Origin of the sequence: Bifidobacterium apis (assembly GCF_036986835.1) — a bacterium.
GTDB lineage: Bacteria > Actinomycetota > Actinomycetes > Actinomycetales > Bifidobacteriaceae > Bombiscardovia > Bombiscardovia apis_A.
Map to the genome: position 1 here is coordinate 176734 of NZ_BTXD01000001.1, position 25898 is coordinate 202631.

A 25898-nucleotide genomic window follows, 5' to 3' on the forward strand; every position below is an offset into this window, starting at 1 on the left:
GATCTGTGCTCACGGCGCGCTTACGCTTCCGGCATGAAAGGGTGGCGGATTCTACTCCAGCCGTCCCCGCCGCCAGAGCGATGCGCCCCGCATGAAGTCACGGGCCGTCTGGTTGAGGGAGTTGACGGTGCGCTGTGCCGCGTCGACCTCCTTGGCCTCCTGGCCGTCCAGCTGACGGCTCTGGGCGTCCCGGATGGTGGTCTTGATGCCGCGGGCGATAACATCGCAGAATGCTCCGGCCCGTTCCAGGGCTATGGCGAAGTCTCCGGTGAAAGCTCCGGAGAGGATGGAGTCGGCGGTTCGGATGATGTCGTCGGCCTCCGGGGCCTGATCGACGCCGGCGATGGCTGATGCAGCAGTGTCGGTGGGCTCGCCCAGCCGCCATAGACGACTGATTCCATCAGCGTCCTTACGCATCCAGCTGCGAAGCATGTAGAGCCGCCAAAGGATGCCTGGCAGAGAGTCGGGATCACTGTCGCTCCAGAGCTCGGCCACTATATCCACGCCCTCACGGTCTACCAGGGTCAGCACCCGTTTGACGATGGCGGGGTCGGTGCTGTGGTGGACCCGGTCCAGCAGGGAGGCTGCTGATACATGGCTCATCTCGCTGATCTGCTGCGGATCCATTCCTCCGGAGAGCTGGTCGGCGATGGCCGGGTCCAGCTGGCCAGGGCGTGAGGGTCGGGATGCTCCGGTGCCGGAAGCCACGAATCCCGTGCGGGAAGAGCGGATTGAGGATGAGCCGATTCTGGAGTTGCTGTCAGTAGACAATGGGAGTCACCTTCTGTATGTCGATGATGGTCGGATGATTGGGGTCGCCGGTCAGACTGAGGACGACGGCGTTGCCGGTGGGCATGAAGGGGGAGTCGTCAGGCAGCCGTTTGGACAGCGATCCGCTGGAGCACAACCCGCGCAGCTTTTCAAAGATACCTCCCAGGACCGGGCGATGCATGCAGATCATGGTCGTTTGGTTGCCTGTCAACAGGTCGGCCATCTGCCTGTCCAGCCAGTTGTGGGCCTGTTCGGGGCGGCGGTGGTAGGAGGACTCCGTCAGGCAGGCCACCATCTCCATGGACAGGCCTACCTCGTCAGCGTAGGGTCGCAATGTCTGCACACAGCGGATCCAGGGGGAGGACAGGAGGCGGTCGGGCGCGAAGCAGGCCAGTTCCCGAGCCAGGGCGTAGGAGGTGCCGGCGCCTTTGGGGGTCAGAGGACGATCCGCGTCCTTGCCTGTCCACTCCTTACGGGCCACTGCCTTGCCGTGACGGACGATGATCAGCTGACGAGCCCGGATGCCGCCCTGCTCCACCCGGTCCACGAAGGCGTCCAGTATGGTTCTGTCGCTGGGGTGGGTCAATAGTTTTCGGGCTTCGGAGGCTCCGGCCCAGCGTATCTGGTCGACTTCTCTGGAATCAGGCCGGTGGATGGGGCCCAGCAGTGCGCTCTGACCGGCGGCGTGGTCCGGGTCGGTCTGTGTGGCCATCCAGTAGCAGATATGTTTGAGTCTGCCGCCCTTACCGCCCCGGCGTCGACCCTCGTTGTTCAGGGGATATTCGGCATCCCCCAGGTATGGGCCAAGCCGGACGAGACAACCTGTCTCCTCGCCGACCTCGCGCACGGCCGCCCGCATGTGGGTCTCACGGTTCTCCAGCTTGCCCTTGGGCCAACTCCAGTCGTCGTACTTGGGACGATGGACCAGGCAGAGCTCCAGGTCATCAAGGTCGGATCGGGGGCTGGCTCCTGGGGCTGCTCGGCCGTCGTCGCTGAATTTCATCCATCCCTGGAAGCTTGTGCGCCACCGGTAGATGATGGCTCCAGCTGCCTCGACCGTCCTGCTCATGGTCGGGTGCCATCCCGATCATCCGCCCCGACGGCGGACCTGACGGCCTGAAGGGGCATCATCATCGCCTGGCCCTGGGGGTTCGGGAGTGACGGTCAATCAGGTACTCCTGCGAGTCGACCAGAGGCCTGCCCTGATCATCTCGACTGTGGCGCACATAGGTGCCGTCGGGCTGCATGTGCCAGGAGCTTGTGGTGTCAGCCATCTGCAAATCCACATAGTCGATCAGTCCCTGCACCTGCTCGGGCGCAGTGATCCGGACCAGCGCCTCCACGCGGCGGTCCAGGTTGCGGTGCATCAGGTCAGCAGAACCTATCCAGACCTCTGGCCCGGCCAGGGGGCCCTCGCCAATCTGGGGGCCCTGTGAGTTGGCGAAGGCGAAAATGCGGCTATGCTCCAGGAACCGCCCCAGGATGGAATGGACTCGGATATTTTCGCTCAGCCCGGGCACGCCTGGCTTCAGGGCGCAGATGCCGCGCTCCACAATGTCAATGCGGACCCCGGCCTGGCTGGCCCGATAGAGGGCGTCGATGATCTTTTCGTCCACCAGGGAGTTGACCTTGATTCGTATCCACGCAGGCTTGCCGTTCAGAGCAGTCTCTTCCTCGCGGGCGATCCGCTGTAGCAGCCCGGAGCGGACAGTGCGCGGAGCTACCAGCAGGCGGTGGAAGGAGGACTTTGGCGCATAACCTGACAACTGGTTGAAGAGCCGGGTAAGGTCCTGTCCCACCACCGGGTCGCAGGTCAGCAGACCCAGGTCGGTATACTGGCGGGCGGTCTTGGGGTTGTAGTTGCCGGTGCCCACGTGGCAGTAACGACGCAGGCCGTCCTGCTCCTGACGGACCACCAGGGAGAGCTTGCAGTGGGTCTTGAGCCCCACGATCCCGTAGACTACATGGACGCCGGCCCGTTCCAGCTGACGAGCCCAGGCGATGTTGGCCTCCTCATCAAATCGGGCCTTGATCTCGACCAGAGCCAGAACCTGCTTGCCGGCGTGTGCGGCATCCACCAGGGCGTTGATGATGGGCGAGTTGCCCGAGGTCCGGTAGAGGGTCTGTTTGATGGCCAGCACTCGTGGATCGGCCGCCGCCTGTTCCAGGAAGGCCTGGACCGAGGTGGAGAAGGAGTCATAGGGATGGTGGAGGAGGATGTCATGCTCGCGGATGGCGGCAAAGATGTCCTGGGCCTGGCTGGATTCCACCTCGGCTATCTGTCGGTTGGTGGTGGGTATGAAGGGGCGAAACTTGAGGTCGTCCCGGTCTATGGACTGCAGCTCGAACAGGACCGTGCAGTCCAAGGGGGCAGGCAGCCGATAGACCTCCTCCTGGTTGACCCGGAGCTTGCTAGCCAGCAGTTGGGAGAGGAAGGGAGAAGCGGAGTCGGAAATCTCCAAGCGGATGGGCGGTCCGAACCGCCGCTGCAGCAGCTCCTTTTCCATGGCGTTGAGCAGGTTTTCGGCGTCGTCCTCCTCGACGTCAATATCCTCGTTGCGGGTGACGCGGAAGGAGCGGGCCTCCTTGATGATCATGCCTGGGAAGAGGTATTCCAGGTGGGCGATGATCAGGTTCTCCATGGTGATGAACCCATAGCGCTCCTCCCGGCCCTCCTCATCGGTCAGATCGTCAACAGGAACCAGACGGGAGAGATTGTCGGGAATCTTGACGCGGGCGAAGTGGGTCTTGCCCGAGGTCGGGTTCTCCACCAGGACCGCCAGATTCAGGGAGTTGCCTGAGATATAGGGGAAGGGGTGTGCCGGGTCGACGGCCAGCGGGGTCAAGACCGGGAAGACCTGGTTGCGGAAGAAGTTGGTGAGCCGTTCCTGCTCCTGGCTGCTCAGTTGTGTCCAGCTCAGCAGGATGATGCTTTCGGCGGCCAGGTCCGGCAGGATGTGGTCGATGACATAGTGGGCATGCTCGTCCTGAAGCTTGTGCGCCTGCTCGGAGATGGCTCTCAGCTGCTGACGAGGGCTCATTCCGCTTGCTGCCGTCACGGCAATACCGGTGTCCACGCGACGCTTCAGACCCGCCACGCGAACCATGAAGAACTCATCAAGATTGCTGGCAAAAATTGCGGCGAAGTTGGCGCGCTCCAGCAAGGGCACGCTCTCGTCTTCGGCCAGCTCAAGCACGCGCTTGTTGAATTTGAGCCAGCTCAGCTCCCGGTCGAAATAGCGGTCCTCAGGCAAGGGCGAGACCGGGTGATCCGAGTGCCTGGATACATGCCGTGCCTGGCCGTCGGTCTCGGCAATATGCTCCGCAATCTGGCTGCGTAGCAAGGCCTTGGAGGGTGCGTCAAATTTCTGAACCATACCATAGCACTTTATTCCCAGGTGCCGTCCTCTGCAATCGTTGATAAAGCTTGTGGATAAATAGGAACGGCCCCCCGCAGGAGGCCGTTCCCACAAGGTCGATCCAGATGGAATCTCTGCACAACATCATCGTTGCAACGGTCAAGTCTTATATACCCGTCCAACGTATCGGTCCTAGTGGCCATACACTTTGTGGGCTTCCGTGCTCTTGAACCGTCCTTGTATAAGCTAATATGCCAGTTTTGAGGCCGACGGCAAGCATGCCGATCGTGTTTGAGCGGAGAAGGTTACCGGCTTGGCTTTTTGTGCGATTGCGTGCATTGCGGCAGGTCGAATACTCCAGGTTTGGAGGAATCTGTTGCTTCCATGTGATTATCTGTGGCCTTTCATGGGCATAGGCTTAAAAATGCTGCAATTTCAGGCGTGTCGTGATATTGATGCATTTGTGCACAGAGGGAGCGAAGCGATGTGGAGGCATAGGGTCATTCGACCACATTAGCTCCGGGGGCTGGTGCTGATGCCAGGGGGCGGATGTACTGGTAACCATGACTGGAATGAGCGTAGGCGAACCGCGGAAGATGATAAAAGACAGCGTGAAAGGGCGGGAGCACGAATGGACTCCTCACGCCTTTAGCTCAGCCGGATTGTTCCCGGAACATCGACCAGGGAGGATGGCGGGCGAAGATGCCAGCATCTGGCGGAGTGGCTCAGAAGCCGAGTATGGGTCCGCTGTGACCGGACTGGTCTTTCTCTCGGCTTCTGGAGGCATTGGACTGACGACCATGGCGGCCTTGATGGCCAAACAGCTTCGAAAGATGGCCCTGTCATGTGCTCTAGTGGATTTGGACCTGGCTGGCGGAGGGATGGATGTCCTGGTCGGTATCGAGGGGGCGCCTGGCATGCGGCTGGGACGGATCCGCGCTCCCCTGGGCCGGGTGGATCCCCAGGCTCTCCGTGAAGAGCTGCCGGTCTGGGATGGCATCCCGCTGCTCAGCAACGATCCCTGGAGTGCTCCGCCACAGGGCTGGTGGGATGTGGATGCGGCCGTCAACGCGGTGGCTGGATTTGCTGATCTCTTGCTGATCGATGCCGGTCGGGGCCAGGGTCTGGGTAATCTGCGCTCGCTGAAGGGACTGCCTTCGCTCTTGATGGTGGACATGACCGTACTGGGCCTTGCGCGGGCGAAGGCACTTATCCATACCTTGAACGACCGCAGGGATGCCGGTGCTCAAGCCCAAGACAGTCCATTGATTTCATGCAGGCCCCCCATGGCTCTGATTGGGATGATGCCCACCCAGCACAGGGTCGGCCATGGTGTCGACCTGGAGCAGGCAGAGGAGTTTCTAGGTCGATCGGTGGATGTGGTCCTCAAGCCACAGCCGAAGCTGTCGGCATCCGTTTTGGATGGTCGTGGCCTGGAACGAGTCCCTCGTGCTTACTGCAGGGCCCTTCGACCCCTGGTGGAGCGGATCGCGGGAATGGTCGTCGTCGGCGAAGGAAGGGAAGATCTGATATCTTCTCGCGGATTGACTCGGTCTGAGGCTGTCAGATGAGCCAGGGGAGTGGGGAAAGCCTTGAAGGTTCATTCCCAGATGATGATTCGGCTCAGCCTCCCACTTTCGGCTATTTGGATGGGCTGGTGAGCAATCCTGCGGTGACTGACATCGCGGTGACCGGGCAGGGTGATGTTTGGATCGACCGGGGCTCGGGCATGGAGGAGGTTCTGCTTCGGCCTGGATTCACAGGCCCTCGGGCAGTGAGGGACTTTGCTGTGCAGTTATGCGCGCAGCTGGGGCGTCGTCTGGATGATGCTCGTCCCATGGCCGACGCTTCCAGCAGGGAGGGGATCAGGGTCCACGCCGTGCTTGCCCCGCTTGTTCCCGAGGGCGCTGCCATTTCCATCAGGCTTCCCAACAGGCACCCGCCCGATCTGGAGGAGTTGGCTGCTGCCGGGCTGTGTCCCGCCAGCTGGCTATTCATTCTTCGGGCGCTGGTGGTCAATCGGGCCAGCATCCTGGTGACTGGTGGCACAGGTGCCGGCAAGACCACACTCCTGCGGGCATTGCTTGGCATGTGTCCACAGGAGCAACGGCTGGTCGTCGTGGAGGAAGTCCGAGAGCTTGGTCGTATTGCCGGACATAGAAATATGGTTTCACTGGCTGTCAGAGAGTCCAACGTTGAAGGGGCAGGAGGCGTGGGGTTGGTCGATTTGGTCAAGGCCACACTGCGCATGCGGCCTGATCGGATCATCCTGGGCGAGTGCCGGGGAGAGGAGATAGCTGATTTGCTGAGGGCTTTCAATTCTGGTCATCGGGGTGGCATGGCGACTCTGCATGCCGACAATGTGGAACGCGTTCCATCCAGGCTGGCGACTCTGGGGTTACTGGCGGGGTTGCAGCCGAGGGCGCTGGCGGCTCTGGCCCAAGGGGCGTTTGACGTCGTTATCCATCTGGAACGTTCCGGCGGCCATAGACATATCGCACAGATTGGCCGACTGACAACTGCCGCCGACGGTCGGCTTCTTGGGGAGACTGTCTGCACCTGGGCTGGTCGAGGGGCCGCTACTTATGGAACGGCTTGGTCGAAGTTTGCCAGGCGGTGGGGCATTGTGACAAGTGCCTCTGCGAGCACTCCGTAGTCGAGGTGGATGATGAATGACGAGACTGCAGCCTGGCTGGCTGCGATGATGATGACTGTTGCCTGTCTGGTCCTGCTTCCGCATAGGGGAGGTGCAGCTGCAAGACTGAAAGCCATGTCTGTCAGGCCCTCCGCACAGTCGGAACGTTCCGGTTTGGCGGTGCTGATCACTTCACTGCTTGCCTATGTCGACAATGGAGGCGGTCTGGTAGAGGCTTTCGAAGAGGCATCCGGGCGGCGGTTCGCCACCCGGGAGGTCACACCGGAACGTGTCATGGCCATGTTGGAGAACCGATGCCTGCCCCAGGAACGGGGGCCGACTCTGACGATTATGGCCCAGGCTCTGATGGCCTGCTATGGGCTCAGCGCCATCCTGGGTTGCCGGGCTTCGGATGGTCTGCGGACTGTGGCAGCTATGCAGAGACGGCGGACGGCACTGGATGAGGCCCGGGGAAAAGCCTTTGCCTTGCCCAAGGCCACAATTCGTCTCCTGTCGACCCTGCCAGCGTTGACAATCATCATGGGAGAGTTTATGGGTGCGCGACCACTGGCCTTCCTATGTCGCCCAGGCCCGGGAACTGTCTGTCTGATCCTTGGAGCGGCCTTCTATGTTCTTGGTCTGGTTTGGATGCATCTGCTGATGAACGATCTGGGCCGGGAGGATCTATGGATCTGAAACCGCTGATTGCCGCTCTGTTGACCATAATGGCCCTTCTACTTATGGAATTCGACAGTTCAGGTGAGCGATTAGCCGATAAGCAGGACTCCACGCCACCCTTGAGTCTGGTGCTGGCCTTGCTGGGAGTCGCTGTTCGTCAGGGGGCCTCCCTGCCCAGGGCCCTGGGTGTGGTTGGCGGGCTGTTGCCAGGTCCTTATGGGCATCGAATGGTTTGCGTGGCTCACCTGCTCGGACGTGGCAACGGATGGGATCTGTCCTGGTCGGGAGCGACTGGCGATCCTGATTACGGGCAGTCCATGCAGGTCCTGGCTGACTGTCTGGAGCCGTCCTGGCGTTTGGGATCATCGCCCCTGGCACGTATCGAGACAACCATGCGCCAGCTGGATCACCATGCCCGCAGTGTGCTGGCCCGGGCCACGGCGACGATCACCGTCAGGCTGCTGGTGCCGACAGGGCTGTGCATTCTGCCGGCTTTCGTGCTGATCGGAGTCATACCGTGCATTGCGGCTTTTGCGGGTGGGATGTCCTGAGGGCATGAAGTCCATGCTGGCGCGGTTGTCCACAGGCCGCCGATGCAGGTTCGCTTATCCACATGTATCGGACAAGTCGACCGAAACGGACTGGAACGGGCACAGTGAAAGGTACCGGATGCCGACTCCCTAAGGAACGGCAATTCGCCGGGGCGGGGAAGACAAGGAAAGGCAAGGGCGAGAACGATGACATATTCACAAGAGGTTGCGACGGTCTTCCATTTGCAGAACAGTCAGGCAGGAGGCCAGTTGGTGCCGGCTGCGACATGGCCTGCTGCAGGTACCGGATCCGGGTGGTTGCGAAGACTAAGGCAGCGTTCCAACCGGTTCATGACGGATTTGTATATTCGTATCAGCCAGGCTATAGATTCTGGAGTGCGTGCCCTGCATGGGCGGCTGAGCGTGGTGCTGGCCAGGCCTGAATCGGGGGCCATCACTGCTGAATACGCTGTGATCATGGTGGTGGCCGCCACGCTGGCTGGTGTGCTCCTGGCCATTGTCAAATCCTCTTCCACGCGCACTTTGCTGATGGGGCTGGTGAAGAAGGCGCTCAGTGCCGTCGGCTGAGAGACGGTCCGAGCGGAGACGACGGTGGCGATCCGATAACGGTGCAATAACGGCCGAGTTCGCCATCGTTCTTCCCGCTGTCATGGTTCTGGCTCTCATACTGCTGACGTTGACTCAGACGATCAGGATCGGCATGGTCTGTCAGGATGCGGCCAACGCTGCTGCCAGAGACCTGATTGTCACCCAAGGCAAGGGCGATTCCCAAGAGCTGGTGCACCGGATGGCCGGTCCGCATGCCCAGGTGAGGTTGAGTCCATCGGCCGGGCAGACGGCAGTCAGGGTGTCATGCCCAGTGGTTTCCGGCCCTATGGGCGTGCTGCCTGCACAGGTCCATGGCGATGCCGTGGCCATATTGGAGGAATGAGTCATGCGCGGACACGTCAGAAAGACGCGCGTCGAGCGTGCCGGTTCATGGATAAAGGGTTCGGATCCGGGCTCCGGCACGGTTTTGGGCATCATGCTGATGGCTCTAATTAGCCTGGGTCTGATTCTGGCAGCGCTGCTGGGCAATCTCATGATTTGCCGGACACGTGCACGCACCGGCGCCGATGTTTCGGCTCTTGCCGCAGCTTCTGCCCTGGACGAAGGACAGACGAAGCCCTGTACTCTGGCCTCCCGGGTTGCCCGTCTCAACCGTGGTGTCCTCACCGATTGTCAGGTGGATGGAGTCGACGTGAGGGTCTCGGTGGGGGTGGACACCGGAGTTCCGATGATGCCCCGCCTGGTCCAGTCTGCACGGGCAGGCCCCGAACCCTGTGGATGAGAGGAGAAAGCGGGGCGAAAGCCTTAGGAAGGAAAGCGAACGTGTCTAAAGAAATGGATAGCCTTGAACCATGGCACTAGCACTCTATCGGCGGTATCGGCCTGACACTTTTGACGGCATCATCGGTCAGAAGCAGGTCACGGTGCCCCTTACCCGAGCTCTGGATGAGAACCGGCTGACCCATGCCTACCTCTTCTCCGGTCCCAGGGGATGCGGAAAGACCAGCAGTGCCAGGATTTTCGCCCGCTGTGTCAACTGCGCCAAAGGACCGACCAGCCATCCCTGCGGCGAATGCGACAGCTGCAAGGATCTGGCCACAGGAGGCCCTGGTTCCATCGATGTGGTGGAGATTGACGCTGCCAGCCACAATGGAGTTGACGATGCTAGGGAACTTAGGGAGCGAGCAGGCTTCGCCCCCGTGCGTGACCGCTACAAGATTTTCATTCTGGACGAGGCTCATATGGTCACCCAGCAAGGATTCAATGCCCTGCTGAAGATCGTCGAGGAGCCGCCGGAACACGTCATGTTCATCTTCGCCACCACAGAGCCGGAGAAGGTGATCGGCACCATCCGCTCCCGCACCCACCATTACCCCTTCCGTCTGGTGCCCCAGGAAGTCATGGGACCATACCTGGAGCAGATTTGCGAAAAGGAGGACATTAAGGCCGAGCCCGGTGTGCTCAAGCTGGCCATGCGGGCTGGAGGCGGATCGGTGCGTGACACCCTTTCCGTGCTGGACCAGCTCATGGTAGGCGCTGACGAGCAAACCATTACCTATGATGCGGCTGTAGCTCTGCTGGGGTTCACTCCTGCCGCACTGATCGGCGAAGCTGTGGACGCACTAATCGCCCACGACGGGGCTGGCCTCTACGGGGTCATTCAAAAAGTGGTCGTCGGCGGGTTCGAGCCCCAGCGCTTCGTCGAGGATCTGCTGGCCCATGTCCGCGATCTGCTGGTTCTCAAATTGGCGGGAGAGCGGGCCGAAAGCGTGCTTAGCGAGGATGCGGACGACGACCAGGTGGCCGATCTGCATCGCCAGGCGAATGCTTTGGATTTGCAGGTCTTGACCAGAATGGCTGACATCATCAATGATGCACTGGCGGGAATGAACGGGGCCACCTCACCCAGGATGCGCTTGGAGCTGCTGGCCGCCAGGCTGCTGGCAATTGTCTGCGAGCCTATGGAGCAGGCATCGGCTGAAGCAGCAGCTTCCACAGCTGGTGCGGCCCCGGCGCCCGCCCGCAGTGGGTTCATTGGCGCTAACAGGTCTCAGCAGAACAGTCGGTCGTCCAGTGCAGCCCAACTTGGTCCTGCTGGCGGGGCTGATCGCCCCGAACAGCCAGGCAGGGCAGGTTCGTTGTCTGCTGCGGCCCCCGCCACCTTTGCTCGGCCGCAGAACATGGCAGGTCCCCATCCCGAATCCTCTGCTGATGGACAGCAAGAGGGCGAAGGACGACGGCCCACCCATCCCCGTTCAGGCTCTACCCGACCTGAGCGCAAGGAAGCCCCCTCCTCATCGACTCGACAGCCGGCGGGACAGGCCGGATTACCCAATTCTGACAGGCCCGCCCAATCTGCTGAACCGCCTCGGTCAGTGCAACAGGAGGCCACGCAGGGGCAGACAAACGAGGTGCCGACCGGTACGGAGCTGGATAAGCGCTGGGATGCCCTGGTGGCCGCCCTGCCTGATGAGGTACGCCAGTATGTGGTGCGGGACCGGGTGCCTACCGTGGCCATGAAAGCAGATTCCTCTGGTCGCAAGCGACTGTCTATGACCTTCGACCGTCCACTCAGCCAGCATGCCTTCGCCATGGCCGTGGCTGCGCAGTCGGTTGACGGGGAGACCAAGGTGCCGCGTATCGTCATGGTCCGCGCTCGCCAGGAGTTTGGACAGGCCACGATGATCGCCCCATCCGGGACGGCTGCCAATGGCGAGACGGTAGAGTCCGTCAACAGGATGTCTCCTCAGCGCCGGGCAGAGGTCAAGAAGGAAGTGGCTTTGGCACGTGCTGGCTTGGCCACCATGAACCTTGGGGCGGCGGTCATGCCTCATGCGGCCACGGAGCAGGGGCATGCCCCTAGGGAGATGACGACTTCGACTGGTCATCAAGGTGAGACCGGAGCATCGGCATCGGAGGGAAGGTCCACCCCTGGGAAAGCTGCAGGCGACGGGAACTCCGACGACGCCCACCACCCGGTCGGCGGTCCGGTCCAATCGTCGCCGGCTGCGGGCTTTGGCTCAACTGCCTCTACGGTATTGCCGGACGATGATCCCTGGGCCCACCCTATGCTCGCAACGCATGCACCGCAGAAGACCTGGCAGCCTGGTGAAAGCAGCGACGGATCCAATGGCCGGAAAGACCATGAGTCCAAAAAGGTAGCTCTGCCGGACATGAGTGATGACACGGATCCTTGGGCCGTGCCCGATCCCGGGAACAGCGCCACAACCTCTGCAGAGTCCTCCAGCAGTCAGGGCCATGAAGATTCGGACCAAGGCCTTGCAGTTTCGAAATCGGCTGATTCGCCCGGTCAAGGAAGCGCTACGGGTGCAACCTCGGCTCCGGCATCGGGGACCGAATCGGTTTCCGATGCCGGAGCCTTGGCGACTGGCATATCAATCTCGTCGGACGTGCAGAGTGACGGACACGGTTCCAATGCTGCCGGTGGTTCGGATGGCCCCCAGGCAATGGCCGATGCATCCGGATCTGATGACAGGAGAATGCCAGCAGGCTTCGCTAGTTCAGCCTCTAGCTCCTCCCAGGCCTCGGGGCCTTCTGTGGATCCTGAGGACGATGTCTATTCCATGGACGATGCCAGGCTCGGGGCGGACAACGCCATGAACCAGGATGAACTGACCAAAATGTTCGATGTGACCAAGGTGGAGGATTTTGCTGCTGACGACCCTCAGAATCCGATCAACGTCCAAAAGCGCCGGCAGGAACAGGCGCAGCGACAGGGAGGTGAATGATGGCTGCTACCTATGATGGAGCCATTCAAGAGCTGATTGATGCTTTTGCTCAACTGCCAGGCATTGGTCCCAAGGGGGCGCAGCGCATCGCCTTCTACATTCTGGGAGCCGATCGGCGCAGTGCTCAGGATCTGGCCGACGCCATCGTCGCCGCCAAGGAGAAGGTCCGGTTTTGCGAGATCTGCGGCAATGTCTGCGAGACCAGCCCATGCCCCATTTGTCAGGATCCGAGGCGTGACCGCAGCATCATCTGTGTAGTCGAGGAGCCCAAGGACGTCATGAGTATCGAACGTACTGGAGAATACCGGGGCCTATATCATGTGCTGGGCGGGGCCATCGATCCTATGTCCAACGTTGGGCCCGGCGATCTGCGCATTCCCGAGCTCTTGAAACGGTTGGGCACAGATCAGGTCAAAGAGGTCATGCTGGCCCTGGATCCCAACATCGAAGGCGAGGCCACCACCACCTACTTGGGACGGCTGCTGGGTCCTCTGGATCTTCGGGTCACCAGGCTGGCCAGCGGTCTGCCTGTCGGCAGTGATCTGGAATATGCTGACGAGATCACCCTTGGTCGGGCGATTTCCGGCCGCCGCGATCTGTAAGGCCCGCAGTCATAGTTTCGCATGTTGGTGGAGAGGGTCTGATAAAACGGTGTCGTTCGTATAATCCATATAATCAATATGTTGCAGATGATGGTCTAGTGGCTTAACCGTCGCGGGATGGAACAGCAGTGGCACTTATCGTTCAGAAATATGGCGGGTCTTCAGTGGCGGACTCGGACTCCATCAAGCGTGTGGCCAAGCGCATCATCGATACCAAGCGCGCAGGCAATGACATCGCCGTGGTGGTTTCCGCCATGGGGGACACCACTGACGATCTGATCGATCAGGCCATGGATGTGGACTCCAATCCTCCGGCCCGTGAGATGGACATGCTTATGACGGCGGGGGAACGCATCTCCATGAGCCTGCTGGCTATGAGCATCCATGCACAAGGTGAGCATGCCCATTCCTTCACCGGTTCGCAGGCGGGATTCATGACTGATGCACGCTACGGTGCAGCCCACATCCGCCATGTCCGACCCCAGCGAGTCATGAAGGCCCTGGACCGAGGCGAAGTGGGAATCGTAGCAGGTTTCCAGGGGGTCAACGCCGACGGCGATGCCACCACCCTGGGCCGCGGCGGTTCGGACACCTCGGCTGTGGCCTTGGCTGTGGCACTCAAGGCGGATGTCTGCGAGATCTATACCGATGTGGACGGCGTCTTTACCGCCGATCCGCGCATTGTGCCCACCGCCCGAAGAATCGCTCGCATCTCATACGAGGAAATGCTGGAGATGGCGGCCGGCGGATCCAAGGTGCTGGCCCTGCGCTGCGTGGAGTATGCCCAGCGCTTCCGCATGCCCATCCATGTGCGCAGCTCCTTTTCCCATCGTCCGGGCACGCTGATTATGCCCGATGATGTCGATGTCGACAAGATTCCCAATCTGGAGACCGGCCAGTTGCCGGATCCCCCCGCTGCACACACCGACAGGCAACGGGATATGACGGAAGGAAGGTCATGACCAACGGCGAATCCATGGGCGATTTGTTCCCGGACCTGAACGGCCCCGAGTCACCCATAATCTCAGGGGTTGCCCACGACCGCAGCGAGACCCAGGTCAGCCTGCGGGCCGTGCCCGATCGACCTGGCGTGGCCGCGCGGCTCTTCACCATCCTTGCCGAGGGCGGCATCAACATCGACATGATCGTCCAGGCTGGGGCGGCCACCGGAACCGTGGACATCTCCTTCACCCTGCCGTCCGCTCAGGCTGATCAGGTGGTTCCCATGCTGGATGATTCCCGCGAGCAACTGGGGTTCCGCTCGGTCGACATCAATCCCGAGGTGGGCAAGGTGACTCTGGTAGGGGTGGGCATGAAGACCCACTCAGGTATCACTGCCACCTTCTTCCGGGCCTTGAGCGACAGGCATATCAACGTGCTCATGATCTCGACTTCCGAGATCCGCATCTCCGCCCTGGTGCCCATTCAGGACTTGGACGAAGCGGTACGGGCCATCCATACGGCCTTCCACTTGGATGCCGATCAGGTCGAGGCGGTTGTTTATGGCGGCACGGGTCGCTGAGCAGAGAGGAGAGAGCAATGACGGATAAGGCTGTTTTGGCGAACAACGGTCGCCGCGGCATCAATGTAGCTGTTCTGGGTGCCACCGGCCAGGTAGGCATGGTCATGCGCCGCATGCTGGACGAACGGGACTTCCCCGTGGCCGACCTGCGATTCATGGCCTCCTCCCGGTCTGCCGGAGAGCAGCTGCGCTGGCGTGACAGGACCATCACGGTCGAGGATGTGGAGCAGGCCGATCTGAGCGGAATTGATCTGGCCATCTTCTCCGCCGGCGGTTCGACCTCAGGAACCTGGGCCCCGCGCTTCGCCGAGGCCGGAGCCTACGTGGTCGACAACTCCTCCCATTGGCGGATGGATCCCGAGGTTCCCCTGGTGGTGTCTGAGGTCAACCCCGAGGACCTGGATCTTATCCCCCGGCGGATCGTGGCCAATCCCAACTGCACCACCATGGCCTGCATGCCGGTGCTGAGCCCCTTGGCCAAGGCATACGGTCTGCGCCGCTTGATCGTCTCCTCCTACCAGGCCGTGTCGGGGGCTGGGCGCGCCGGCGTCCTCCAGCTGCGCGACGAGGCCAAAACCGCTGTGGAGCAGGGCGCTGACCGACTGGTCTTCGACGGATCGGCCATCGAGTTCCCCCCGCCCACCAAGGTGGTGCGCACCATTGCCTTCAACGCCGTTCCCTTTATTGGTGACTTGGTCGATGACGGCAGCGGGGAGACCGACGAGGAGCAGAAGTTGCGCAATGAGAGCCGCAAGATCCTGCACCTGCCCGATCTCGCCGCATCCTGCACCTGCGTGCGGGTAGGGGTCTTCACAGCCCACGGCATGAGCATTAACGCCGAGTTCGAGCATGACGTCACCCCTGACCAGGCCCGCGACCTGCTGTCCAAGGCCCCCGGAGTAAGTCTGGCGGAAATACCCACTCCTCTGGATGCAGCCGGCAAGGACCCCAGCTTCGTGGGCCGCATCCGCCAGGACCAGGCCGTGGAAGGCAAGAGGGGATTGTCCATGTTCGTGGCCAATGACAACCTGCGCAAGGGAGCCGCCCTCAACGCCGTGCAGATCGCCGAGCTGATCGCCCACAAGCACTTCGCTGACAGAATCTGAGATGCCCGGTTCGCTTGTGGGCACCGATTAGACTGGAGACCATGACCAGATCTTCCCAAGAAGTGCAGCGGCAACTGGATAGGATCGTGGCCCTGGGCTATCCGGATGTGGCGGACATCAGCGCCGCCGCTTTCAGAGCCTTGGCCCAGCCTCTGATCTCCGCGCTGGAATCCACTGAGCTGGGCGAGCAGATCCTGCTCATTCCCACCAGGGAGCTGGTCTCACCTGAGTCGCTGATCGCCCGGACCAGCATCAATCGCATGGCTGGCTTTACCACTATGCCTCCGCGCGATATCGCCAGCTTCCTGCCGCAGAACGGGTTCGAGCCGCCCGAAGGACCCTTCTACATCGTCCTGGAGCCACATACCGGCACCTGCTACACCAACCGAGAACCGGACGTAGCCCGCAAGCTGATCGACTCCGACGATCGACTCCCTCTGACCTTGGAGGAGGGGCTGGCCATCGCCACCCAGCATCCCGACTGGCTTGCGGTCAAGAACGGCTTCAACCTGCTGGGTTCCCACAGCGCCGATGGGCGCGTGCCCAGCATCTGGATGAGCCAGAACGCTCCCCGTCTGGGTTCGGTCTGGCCCAACTCGCGTCACACCTGGCTGGGCAACGCCTACTGCGAGGGCCGTCGCGGCGTCTCCCTCTTCCAGTGAATCCCTTCTACTAAATCTTCTGAATCTTATGCAGTGAGCACTCTGTCAGCGTTTGCATAGTGTGGTGTTTGCGTCCTTGGCACCCATGCGAATTATGCCAGACCCCATGCGCTAGCTTTTCCCTGCGTCGGAATGCGGACCCGGACCGCATGTCCCGGCCCTCCTCCGGTAAGATAATGGCACCCCCGGTACGATTTCGGCCTGCCCGAACACCTACAGCCGGGTGACATTGTGGTTTCCGACGAACGAAAGAAGGAGGAGAGATGGATCAGGATCGTGCATCCGTGTTTGATCTTGCGGCCCAGGCCGCGGCGTCCAATGGAGGGAACAACGACCTGCTGCTGCCTCCCCCCAGGTTCGTGGGTTCGCCGCAGAAGCCCAGTGCCATGCCCTACAACAAATATGTGGCCTACAACAAGCAGGTTCCCTTCGACTACCCGCAGCGCACCTGGCCGGGCAAGACCCTGAAGCGGGCGCCCCGTTGGTGCTCGGTCGATCTTCGCGACGGCAACCAGGCCCTGGTCGACCCCATGGATTCCGAGCGCAAGCTGAGATTCTGGAATCTGCTGATCTCCATGGGCTTCAAGGAGATCGAAGTGGGCTTCCCCTCGGCCTCCGAGACCGATTACGACTTCATTCGCCTACTGATAGAGCGCGAGCTGATTCCTGACGATGTGACCATCGTGGTCCTGACCCAGGCCCGTGAGCACCTGATTCGCCGAACCTATGAGGCCCTGCGTGGGGCCAAGCGGGCCGTGGTCCACTTCTACAACTCGGTTTCGGTCCTGCAGCGGGAGGTTGTCTTCCACAAGGACAAGGCCGGGATCAAGAAGCTGGCCACCGACGCTGCCGAGCTCTGCCGCTCCCTGGAGGCCGATGCCGGGGGCACTGATCTTTCCTATGAGTATTCGCCCGAGTCCTTCTCCGGGGCAGAGCCTGAGTATTCCCTGGAGGTCTGCAACGCGGTCATCGACGTGATCAGGCCCACGCCGGAACACCCCATGATCATCAACCTGCCCAACACCGTGGAGATGACCACCCCCAACGTCTTCGCCGACGAGGTGGAGTACATATCAACCAACCTCAAGGATCGGGATGCGGTGGTGCTCTCCCTGCATCCCCACAACGACGAGGGTATGGCTGTGGCCGCCACCGAACTCAGTCTGCTGGCCGGGGCCGACCGGGTGGAGGGCTGTCTGCTGGGCAATGGCGAGCGCACCGGCAATGTCGACATTTGCACGGTGGGGCTGAACCTGCTGGTCCAGGGGATCGATCCTCAGCTGGACTTCTCCGATATGCCCGGCATTCGTCGGACGGTGGAGTACTGCAATCAGATCGCCGTCTCCGAGCGGCACCCCTATGTGGGCAATTTCGTCTTCACAGCCTTCTCCGGCTCCCACCAGGATGCGATCAAGAAGGGGCTGGATGCCCGGCAGCAGGCGGCTCTACGCGCCAACGCCAACCCCGATGACTTCCTCTGGCTGGTGCCTTACCTGCCCATCGATCCCAAGGATGTGGGCGGCAACTACGAGGCCATCATCCGGGTCAACTCCCAGTCGGGCAAGGGCGGCATGGCCTACCTGCTCAAGGCCAACCACCATCTGGATCTACCCAAGCGTCTCCAGGTGGAGTTCGAACGTCTGGTCCAGAGCTATGCCGACAGCACCAAGCGCGAGGTCAAGGATGCCGACATCTGGCGGCTCTTCAAGGACGAGTACCTGCCCGTGGAGGCCGGTGGAAGCGTTGTCGGCGGCGAGTCCATGGCCGATCAACGCGACGAGACCCTGCATCAGTGGGGACGCTTCAAGCTGCTGAATGTGGCAGTCACCTCCGGCGAGGACGGCTCCGACACGGTTCTCGATGCCACCCTGCTGGATAGGGGGCTCGCTCCAGGCGATCCTGAGGTGCGTCGTCGTGTTCAGGGACATGGGAATGGTCCTATTGCGGCCTTCCTGGATGCACTCAAGTCCCTGGATCAGACCGTCTCGGTCCTGGATTACGCCGAGCACGCCATGACCGCCGGTACGGATGCTCTGGCGGCTTCCTACGTGGAATGCCAGGTGGGTGAACCGGCCAGGTCCCGGGTGATCTGGGGTGTGGGCATCGACTCGTCCATCTCCACCAGCTCCCTCAAGGCCATCATCTCGGCGCTCAACCGTTTCCAGCGCGGCTGAAGGCCAGAAAATCCAATACCGGTCCTTTTAGGCCCGATCCGGACGCACAGTTACGCCCGGATCGGGCCAAATTGTCTGAACAGGTATACCGTTGGCTGGTTTACTGCTGGGATGACTCGGCCCCGGAGTTGCCCTGACCCTGAGTGCTGCCTTCGTTGCCGCCCTCACTGCTGCCGCTGTTGTCTTCGTTCTCCGTTCCGCCTCCAGCGCCAGCGCCCGAACCACTGCCGGGCCCGGACTGCTCCTGCTCGGAGTTCTGGCGCTGGGAGCGTTGCCTGGGTGCGTATGAGTATTCACGGTTGCGCGTGGACGAGCTGCTCTGCCTGGATCCGGTGCCCCAGTTGCCTTCCGGGCCACCGACCTTGCCGTGGTCTTCGGCATCCGGGAAACGTTCCACCGGACTGTTGCCTAGAGCCGACTTCATATATTGGGTGAAGAGCTGGACCGCATAGAAGTTGTCGTGATAGTGATCCGGCACCTTCAGGGCGCCGCCGTCCTGCCCCTGGTTCCAGACGGCGAAGGTGGTCAGGAGCGAGGGGGTGAATCCGATGAAGGAGATGGCGGTCTGGTCATTGGCCGTGCCGGTCTTGCCCGCGATGGGCCGCCCCAGAGAACGGGCATAGGATGCAGTGCCGCGCTGGACCGTGGTGGTCATGGCCTTCTGCAGCAGAGCCACCTGATCGGCGTTGAAGACCTGATCCGACTGGATTGCAGCCGTGTAAAGCTCCTGATCCTTGGTGTCTTTGACCTGGGCGACCAGGTGCAACTTGGGCCGTTGCCCTCCATTGGCCAGGGTGGCGTAACCCTGGGTCACGTCATAGACCGAGAGAGCGTCCACACCCAGGGTGTCGAAGGTGGTCGTATCATCGATTTTCCCGGTGATGCCGGCTGTGTGGGCCACTTGGGCAATCTTTTGCGAGGTCACGTGTTCGCCCAGGTCCATGAAGACCGTGTTGACCGAGTTGGCGAATGCCGAGTAGAGGTTGATGTACCCGTAGCTGACATTTCCGGCGTTGGCGACGGACTTGCCCACGCTGGAGAAGGTACGCGGTGAATTGCCATTGAAGACCGTGTTCAGGCTGACCCCATCCTGGATGGCGCCCAGGAGCGTGTAAGCCTTCATGGTCGAACCGACCTGGAAGGTCGCCTGATCCACGTTGTTGAGCTGGTGGGTCAGGTAGTCGTCACCGGCGTACAGGGAGATGATGGCCCCGGTCTTGGGGTCGACCGAAAGTCCTCCGATCTGCAGAGTGGCCGGCAGATGCTTGTTGCCTGTGGATGGACTGGCCACCTGGAACATCAGATCCTGCTTGTCCTTTTGGATGGTGGTGATGATCCGGTAGCCGCCTGTATCCAGGTCGTCGGCTGTGAAGGGGGCCTTTTTGCCGGAGGACAGCTCGTTGCGGACCATGCGCAGCAGGTAGCCGTTGGGCCCCTGGTAGACGTTCTGCGGCATGTATTTGATGGTCTGCGGCATTTGGGCGCTGGCCCGGTCCTGATGGCTGATGTAGTGGTCCTCCTCCATGATGGCCAGCACGCGGCGGAAGCGGGACTCGGCCTGCTTGGGGTTGACCGCCGGGTCCCAGGAGGCAGGGGCGGGGATGATGCCAGCCAGCATGGCCGACTCAGGCATGGTCAGGTCCTTGGCGTCCTTACCGAAGTAGTTTTGCGCGGCGGCCTGGATCCCGTAAGCGCCACGTCCGAAGTAGATGGTGTTCAGATAGTTGCAAAGGACGGTGTCCTTATCCTCAGTCCTGGAAATCTTCAAGGAGAGAATGGCCTCGCGTAGCTTGCCCTTGTAGGTGGTGGTCTCGCCCAGATAGTAGCGCTCGGCATACTGCTGGGTGATGGTGGATCCGCCCTGTCGGGTGCCCTTGGTCACGTTGTTGAAGAGCGCTCGGCTGATGCCTTTGAGGTCGATGCCGTTGTCCTTGTAGAAGGTGCGGTTTTCCGAGGCAACGACCGCATTGCCCGCATACTTGGGCAGGACCGAGCAGTTGATGATCTCCCGGTTCTGATTGGCGTAGGTTCCGATGGGGGTGGTGCCGTCCGCATAGTAGACCGTGGTCTTTTGTGCCAGGGCCTGCTTCTCAGGCGGGATGATTTCAGTGGTCAGATACAGGTATGCGAAGGCCGCCGCCCCGGCGACCAGCACCAGTCCCAGCAGGGCCAGGGTCCACTTAAGTACGCGATGCGATTTGTGGGGCCGTCCGCGACGGGGTCCGCCGCCCCGGGGTTTGCGGTCGGCATGCCGCGAGGTGAGCCTGTCAGCGCGATTCCTGCTGCCGCGCGTTCCGGACTGGGTCCTGCGTGTGGGCGAGGTCGAACTGACTGAACGAGTCTGATTGGCCATGCCAACCACGCTATCCGGCGGGGCTGAAAACTGTTCGACCTAAGGCTGAACGTTCATCATTTTCGTACGTTTACGCCATCCTTGGAGTTCTGTACTGCTCATTCCTCCATGCTATTCATCGGGAGAAGGTATGCTTAGGTTGGAATAACTCAGTAAATCAGAGGAGTTTGTATGAGCATCCGTGTAGCTATAGCGGGCGTGGGCAACTGCGCTTCCTCGCTGGTACAGGGAGTCGAGTATTACAAGGACGCCAAGGATGATGACAAAATCCCCGGCATCATGCACGCCAATTTCGGTGGCTACCGCATTCGTGACGTGGAGTTCGTGACCGCCTTCGATGTGGATTCACTCAAGGTCGGCAAGGACCTGAGCGAGGCTATCTTCGCCTCGCAAAACAACACCTACAAGTTCTGCGACGTCCCCAACAAGGGCGTGGAGGTCCTGCGCGGGCCGACCGGCGACGGACTGGGCGAGTACTACAAGAAGATGATCACCGAGTCGGATGCCGAGCCCGTGGATGTGGCCCAGGTCCTGCGCGACAAGAAGGTCGATGTGCTGGTCTCCTACCTGCCCGTCGGCTCTGAGCAGGCCGACAAGGCCTATGCCACCGCCGCCATCGAGGCCGGGTGCGCCTTCGTCAACTGCCTGCCTGTCTTCATCGCCTCCGACCCCGAATGGGCTCAGAAGTTCCGCGATGCCGGCCTGCCCATCGTGGGTGATGACATCAAGAGCCAGGTGGGCGCCACCATTACCCACAGGGTCATGGCCCGCCTCTTCGAGGATCGCGGCGTGCGTCTGGACCGCACCTACCAGCTGAACGTCGGCGGCAACATGGACTTCATGAACATGCTGCAGCGTACTCGTCTGGAGTCCAAGAAGGTTTCCAAGACCCGTGCAGTCACCTCCATCGTTCCCCACGACATGGATCCCCACAACGTCCACATCGGCCCTTCCGACTATGTGGCCTGGCTGGATGACCGCAAGTTCGCCTTTGTGCGTCTGGAGGGCACCACCTTTGGTGACGTCCCGCTGAATCTGGAGTACAAGCTGGAGGTCTGGGATTCGCCCAACTCGGCTGGCATCGTCATCGATGCCCTGCGCGCCGCCAAGATCGCCCTGGACCGCCACCTGGCCGGCCCGGTGCTGGCACCCAGCTCCTACTTCATGAAGTCGCCCGCTGTCCAGCATGAGGACAACGAGGCCCGTCAGCTGGTCGAGGATTACATCGCCGGCAAGGTGGAGGGTGACGAGAGCGCCCTGGATGCCGATGTCAAGGCCGCAAAGGAGAACGGCAAGGACGTCTGGCACGCCTGAGTAGAACACCCCAGTCGGGTGCTGTCGTGCGCCTGATATAAGCATGTGGCCGACCTCTTTCGGGGGATCGGCCACATGCTGTTTATATGTTTGGTTTGTTTATATAGCTGGATCGTAGATTTGAGTCGGCGGACCTCAGACAAAGTGCCCAGCCCGCCGATCGCTGCTGCTGATTCTCAGACCATGGCCAGGTCAAGCACATTCACTGAGGCCGGGTCCAGACGGACTGTAATTTCACGTCCTTCGGGGATGTCCGAGACATCGACCTGGCGAGCCCTGACCTGGTCCGGGTCGGATCGGGTATTGCAGACATGTGGATCCTGTGCAGAAAGGCTTTGCATGCCCGCAGGACGCACAGGCTCGGGCAGGGTCAGCGTCGCTTCGGTGGCTGAGGCCATGTCGGCGTTGACCAGATCCACCATGATGTGTCCGTCCTTGACCGAGGCAAAGACGTGCAGGGACGGGTTGTCGGCCTCCGGCAGGCTCTGGACCGCCCGGGCTCCCTGGTGGCACCGGTACATCATGAAGACGTCGTAGTTGGGGGTCAGGATGGTGGCATCGTCCTCGGTCAGGATCAACGAGTTGAGGACGTTCAGGGTCTGGGCATTGCAGGCCATGGACACCTTGTCGCATCTGGATTGAAGGATATCCAGCGTCAGAGCCGAGGTGACCGCGTCGCGCATGGTCACCTGCTGCCGGAGCGCCGGACGGGCCGTGAAGGCATCGCCATGCCAGTTGCCCCATTCGCCCATGACCAGGTCGACCCTTGTCAGCCTGGAATCCATGCTGCTCTCAGGGTGGGGCATGGTGGCCAGGCAGGCCTGCATCAGATCCCACTGCTGGTCGATGACCTCACCGAGTTCAAGGGCGCCTTGAATCACCCGATCCCAGCCGTCCTGATCAAACTGAGTGGAAGTGTCGTCGGGGTGGTCGATGTTCCAGTTGTAGAAGTGTAGGTCGTAGGCGGCGATGGGCGGTTGGCGGTACTGGGCCAAAGCCTGGAAGAAGTCCCTGGTCCAGCGCACCCGTTCCATAGGCTTGTTTCCGTCTGGGCCGCAGGCGATGGGCCGGATCATCGGGGGCTGGTCCCCGTTCTCGGCGAAGGTGGGCATGGCCGAGGCGAACATCCGATAGCGGTCCGCGTACATGGACGGGGTCATCGTCCCCCCGCCGGCCCAGGGCTCGTTCCCCAGACCCCAGAATTTCACGCCATAGGGGGAGGGGTGGCCGTTGGAGGCCCGCATGGCCGACATGGCCGTGCCCGATGGACGGTTGCAGTACTCCATCCAGTCGCGCATCTCAGCCACGGATCCGCTCAGCATGTTCACGTTGATCCAGGGTTCGGCGCCAATGGCCTGGCACAGGCGGAGGAACTCGTCGGTGCCGAAACCATGCCCGTCAGGTTGGTAGGTACCGAAGTTCTCGTTGTATCCCACCGGACGCTGATTGCGGGGCCCGACCCCCTGACGCCAGTGGTAGGTGTCGGCATAGCAGCCGCCGGGCCAGCGTAGCAGGGGAGGCTTCAGAGCTTTCAGGGCCTTGAGGGCGTCCGTGCGGATGCCGTCGGTGTTGGGGATGGTGGAATCCGTGCCCACCCATAGTCCCTGATCGATGCACTCGCCGAGGAATTCGATGAACTGGCCGTGCAGGTAGGGGCTGATGGTGCCGGTGGTCAGGCGCGGGTCGATATGGATGCTCACTGTTCGGACTCCTTACTTGATGGTGCGGATGCGGCTGATGAAGATGCAGGCCAGCAGCACCAGGACGATGGCGGTGGGGAAGACCAGCTGGTAGGACTTGGTCACCGAGACGATCAGCGAGGTCACCATGGGCCCCACCATCTGGCCCAGGGTGGTGGCGATGTTGAGGATGCCCAGATCCTTGCCGGCCTCCTCGGCATTGGGCAGAACGTCAACGTTGAGTGCCTGGTCGACCGACCCGTACATTCCGTAGCCGAAGCCGCCGATGGCGGTGAACAGAATCATGCCCAGGGGGCTGTGGATGATCCAAGGCATGGCATAGCCCAGGGCCAGAAGCAGGCTGGCGATGACCACGGGCATCTTCCTGCGGCCGATCCTGTCGGAGATCGGGCCTGCTCCCAGGGCCGCGATCATGGAGACCACGATCAGCACCAGGGACATGGTCGACATGGTGGCCGCCGAGTCCTTGACGGACTGGCCCATATAGTCCTGAAGGATGAAGAGCTGGTAGTTGAGGATCATATAGTAGCTGAACAGGAGCAGGGAACGTCCTACAAAGGCCATCCAGAAGTCGGGCGCGTGGCGGGGCGGGCGGAAGGATTCCAGGATGGAGCGCAGGCTGCTGCTCAAAGCGGGCATGTCCTTTGAGGAGGGCTCCTTGGGCCAGATGACCACTGTGACCAGTCCGGCCACGCCCATGACTATGCCGGACATGATCCAGCCTGGGATTTGCATGGTGATAAAGCGGGCGCCGACCAGGGTGCCCAGGGAGTTGCCCACCAGGTTGCCTGCCGATATGAATGCCGACATGGTGGCCCGCTGTGATTCGGGAACGCGGTCGGACAGGGAGGCGACCACTGGCGAGATCATCATGTTCAGGCCGACCATGGCCAGGCAGTAGAAGATGCCGATGGCCCAGACATTGGCGATGACTCCCATGAGGAAGAGCGAGATACCGGCCAGTACACCGCCGGAAACAACCCAGGGGGTTCTGCGGCCGAAGACGGAACGGGTCCTGTCGGACAGGTTGCCCACGATCAGGTTGGATACCAGGGATGTCAGAGCCGTGGTGGCGTTGAAGACCCCGGATATGGCCACCTTGGACCCCGGAGCGATGTCGGTCAGGCGTTGGGGTAGCAGGACCGAGGCGACGATGGACAGGGCCATCATCCAGAACAGATTGAAAATGAAGAAGGCCATGCAGTATCGGCTTTTAGCTGCGGTACCGAGCTCCTGCCCGCCTGCTGAATCGGCTTGTGTCATTATCCGACTCCCTCTCTTTCGGTGCGTCTGTGCACAGTGGGGAAGCGCCGTGCTTCCCATATTGTTTTATATCTTATAAATATAAAATAAGCAAGAGGGCAAGTCTTTGCGGGCGGTTCCCATCATGGGAACGGGGCAGAGAAAGGGGCTATGCACGGCCTAGGACGGTCTGTCGGCCAACGGTATGATGATTCTGATGAGTGATGCGAACAGGAAGACCGGTAGCAAGGTGGGCGGAGATCAGGTTGGACGCCTTCCGGGCCGCCCGATTGGCGCCCGCCAGCGGATGGCCCCCGATGAACGCCGCAGACAGATAGCCCAGGTCGCCGCCCAGATGATCGCCTACTACGGCACCTATGGTGTCTCCATGCAGGCCATTGCGGATGCCGTCGGTCTGACCTTGCCGGGACTGCGTCATTACGTCCGCACGCGCGAGGAGCTGCTCTCCCTGGTCATCCAGGTCTACTACGACCAGGGTTCCTTCACCTTTGGATCCAAGCCTGGTGAGCGCGATGAGCTTGCCATTGGTCGAGATCGGGAGGGGCATCCCCTCTATTCGCTGCCGGGTTATCTGCGTCGTCTGATCAAGGAGAACGCCGAGCGTATGGTCCTGGTCATGCTCTTCATGCATTTGGCTGTGGAGGCTCATGATCCGGCTCATCCCGCACACGAATACTACCGTGATCGTCATGCCCGGATGATCGACTTTATGGACGGAATCCGTTGGAAGCTGCCTGAGCCCTATCGGGATCGGTCGGCCTTCCATCGGTTGATTAGAACCGTTTATTGCACCATGGATGGGGTGCAGATCCAGGCGCTGACCAATCCCGACGACGACATGATCGCCCTGTGGACAAAGGCGGAACCCATTCTCTTCCCGTCACCCCAGTGGGATGATTGCCGCTAGAGG

Annotated in this window: 22 protein-coding genes; 16 read left to right on the top strand and 6 right to left on the bottom strand. The window is 61.3% G+C overall.

Features of this window, described 5'->3' with window-relative positions:
* Positions 1-51: 51 nt before the first annotated feature.
* The 3 genes from AACP62_RS00670 to AACP62_RS00680 form a co-directional block, all read right to left on the bottom strand.
* Positions 52-747: a hypothetical protein gene (locus tag AACP62_RS00670; protein ID WP_044097783.1), complete on the bottom strand. Its 696-nt coding sequence runs from the start codon at positions 745-747 to the stop codon at positions 52-54.
* Positions 748-760: 13 nt separating this feature from the next.
* Entirely contained in the window at positions 761-1840 is a 1080-nt protein-coding gene (locus tag AACP62_RS00675; RefSeq protein ID WP_339345677.1) for an NUDIX hydrolase, read from the bottom strand.
* Positions 1841-1901: 61 nt separating this feature from the next.
* Positions 1902-4148: an RNA degradosome polyphosphate kinase gene (locus AACP62_RS00680; RefSeq protein WP_339345678.1), complete on the bottom strand. Its 2247-nt coding sequence runs from the start codon at positions 4146-4148 to the stop codon at positions 1902-1904.
* A 671-nt stretch (positions 4149-4819) separates the two neighbouring features.
* Here AACP62_RS00680 and AACP62_RS00685 point away from each other — a divergent pair.
* The 14 genes from AACP62_RS00685 to leuA all read left to right on the top strand — a co-directional run bounded on the left by AACP62_RS00685 (position 4820) and on the right by leuA (position 18358).
* Positions 4820-5701, top strand: a complete 882-nt coding sequence (locus AACP62_RS00685) for a CpaE/TadZ family protein (RefSeq protein ID WP_198205783.1) — start codon at positions 4820-4822, stop codon at positions 5699-5701.
* Positions 5698-6786 carry a TadA family conjugal transfer-associated ATPase gene (locus AACP62_RS00690; protein ID WP_339345679.1) on the top strand — a complete coding sequence of 363 codons (1089 nt, stop codon included), beginning with the start codon at positions 5698-5700 and terminating at the stop codon, positions 6784-6786. Before AACP62_RS00685 ends, AACP62_RS00690 begins: the two co-directional genes overlap by 4 nt.
* A gap of 12 nt (positions 6787-6798) precedes the next feature.
* Entirely contained in the window at positions 6799-7461 is a 663-nt protein-coding gene (locus AACP62_RS00695; RefSeq protein ID WP_339345680.1) for a pilus assembly protein, read from the top strand.
* Positions 7452-7994: a pilus assembly protein gene (locus tag AACP62_RS00700; RefSeq protein WP_339345681.1), complete on the top strand. Its 543-nt coding sequence runs from the start codon at positions 7452-7454 to the stop codon at positions 7992-7994. The genes AACP62_RS00695 and AACP62_RS00700 overlap by 10 nt, the downstream gene beginning before the upstream one ends.
* 330 nt (positions 7995-8324) lie before the next feature.
* The gene (locus tag AACP62_RS00705; RefSeq protein ID WP_339345682.1) at positions 8325-8561 is read left to right on the top strand and encodes a DUF4244 domain-containing protein; all 237 of its coding nucleotides are present in this window, start codon (positions 8325-8327) and stop codon (positions 8559-8561) included.
* Positions 8548-8925 (top strand): TadE family type IV pilus minor pilin, encoded by a 378-nt coding sequence (locus tag AACP62_RS00710; RefSeq protein ID WP_339345684.1) that lies wholly within the window; start codon positions 8548-8550, stop codon positions 8923-8925. The genes AACP62_RS00705 and AACP62_RS00710 overlap by 14 nt, the downstream gene beginning before the upstream one ends.
* 3 nt (positions 8926-8928) lie before the next feature.
* Complete coding sequence (locus AACP62_RS00715) at positions 8929-9324, top strand: Rv3654c family TadE-like protein (RefSeq protein ID WP_339345685.1); 396 nt, start codon at positions 8929-8931, stop codon at positions 9322-9324.
* A 70-nt stretch (positions 9325-9394) separates the two neighbouring features.
* Positions 9395-12292 (top strand): DNA polymerase III subunit gamma and tau, encoded by a 2898-nt coding sequence (locus AACP62_RS00720; protein WP_339345687.1) that lies wholly within the window; start codon positions 9395-9397, stop codon positions 12290-12292.
* On the top strand, positions 12292-12894 hold the full coding sequence (recR, locus tag AACP62_RS00725; RefSeq protein WP_015022549.1) for a recombination mediator RecR: 603 nt from the start codon (positions 12292-12294) through the stop codon (positions 12892-12894). The genes AACP62_RS00720 and recR overlap by 1 nt, the downstream gene beginning before the upstream one ends.
* Before the next feature lie 128 nt (positions 12895-13022).
* On the top strand, positions 13023-13856 hold the full coding sequence (locus AACP62_RS00730) for an aspartate kinase (RefSeq protein WP_081709035.1): 834 nt from the start codon (positions 13023-13025) through the stop codon (positions 13854-13856).
* Positions 13853-14416: an ACT domain-containing protein gene (locus tag AACP62_RS00735; protein WP_029678247.1), complete on the top strand. Its 564-nt coding sequence runs from the start codon at positions 13853-13855 to the stop codon at positions 14414-14416. The genes AACP62_RS00730 and AACP62_RS00735 overlap by 4 nt, the downstream gene beginning before the upstream one ends.
* Before the next feature lie 17 nt (positions 14417-14433).
* Complete coding sequence (locus tag AACP62_RS00740) at positions 14434-15522, top strand: aspartate-semialdehyde dehydrogenase (RefSeq protein ID WP_339345691.1); 1089 nt, start codon at positions 14434-14436, stop codon at positions 15520-15522.
* A gap of 41 nt (positions 15523-15563) precedes the next feature.
* Positions 15564-16184, top strand: coding sequence for a DUF5701 family protein (locus tag AACP62_RS00745; protein ID WP_024626962.1), 621 nt, complete (start codon positions 15564-15566; stop codon positions 16182-16184).
* A 263-nt stretch (positions 16185-16447) separates the two neighbouring features.
* Positions 16448-18358, top strand: a complete 1911-nt coding sequence (gene leuA, locus AACP62_RS00750) for a 2-isopropylmalate synthase (protein WP_029678245.1) — start codon at positions 16448-16450, stop codon at positions 18356-18358.
* 100 nt (positions 18359-18458) lie between these two features.
* On the opposite strand, the gene AACP62_RS00755 is transcribed toward leuA, so the two are convergent.
* Positions 18459-20711, bottom strand: a complete 2253-nt coding sequence (locus AACP62_RS00755; protein WP_339345693.1) for a transglycosylase domain-containing protein — start codon at positions 20709-20711, stop codon at positions 18459-18461.
* A 171-nt stretch (positions 20712-20882) separates the two neighbouring features.
* Here AACP62_RS00755 and AACP62_RS00760 point away from each other — a divergent pair, with 171 nt between their 5' ends.
* Positions 20883-22025 (top strand): inositol-3-phosphate synthase, encoded by a 1143-nt coding sequence (locus AACP62_RS00760; protein WP_029678243.1) that lies wholly within the window; start codon positions 20883-20885, stop codon positions 22023-22025.
* 176 nt (positions 22026-22201) lie between these two features.
* Here AACP62_RS00760 and AACP62_RS00765 read toward each other — a convergent pair whose 3' ends face one another.
* Both AACP62_RS00765 and AACP62_RS00770 read right to left on the bottom strand, forming a co-directional pair.
* Entirely contained in the window at positions 22202-23725 is a 1524-nt protein-coding gene (locus tag AACP62_RS00765) for an alpha-L-arabinofuranosidase C-terminal domain-containing protein (protein ID WP_198187843.1), read from the bottom strand.
* A gap of 12 nt (positions 23726-23737) precedes the next feature.
* Entirely contained in the window at positions 23738-24988 is a 1251-nt protein-coding gene (locus AACP62_RS00770; protein ID WP_198187844.1) for an MFS transporter, read from the bottom strand.
* A 196-nt stretch (positions 24989-25184) separates the two neighbouring features.
* Here AACP62_RS00770 and AACP62_RS00775 point away from each other — a divergent pair, with 196 nt between their 5' ends.
* Positions 25185-25895, top strand: a complete 711-nt coding sequence (locus tag AACP62_RS00775; protein WP_155804977.1) for a TetR/AcrR family transcriptional regulator — start codon at positions 25185-25187, stop codon at positions 25893-25895.
* The last annotated feature ends 3 nt before the right edge of the window (positions 25896-25898 follow it).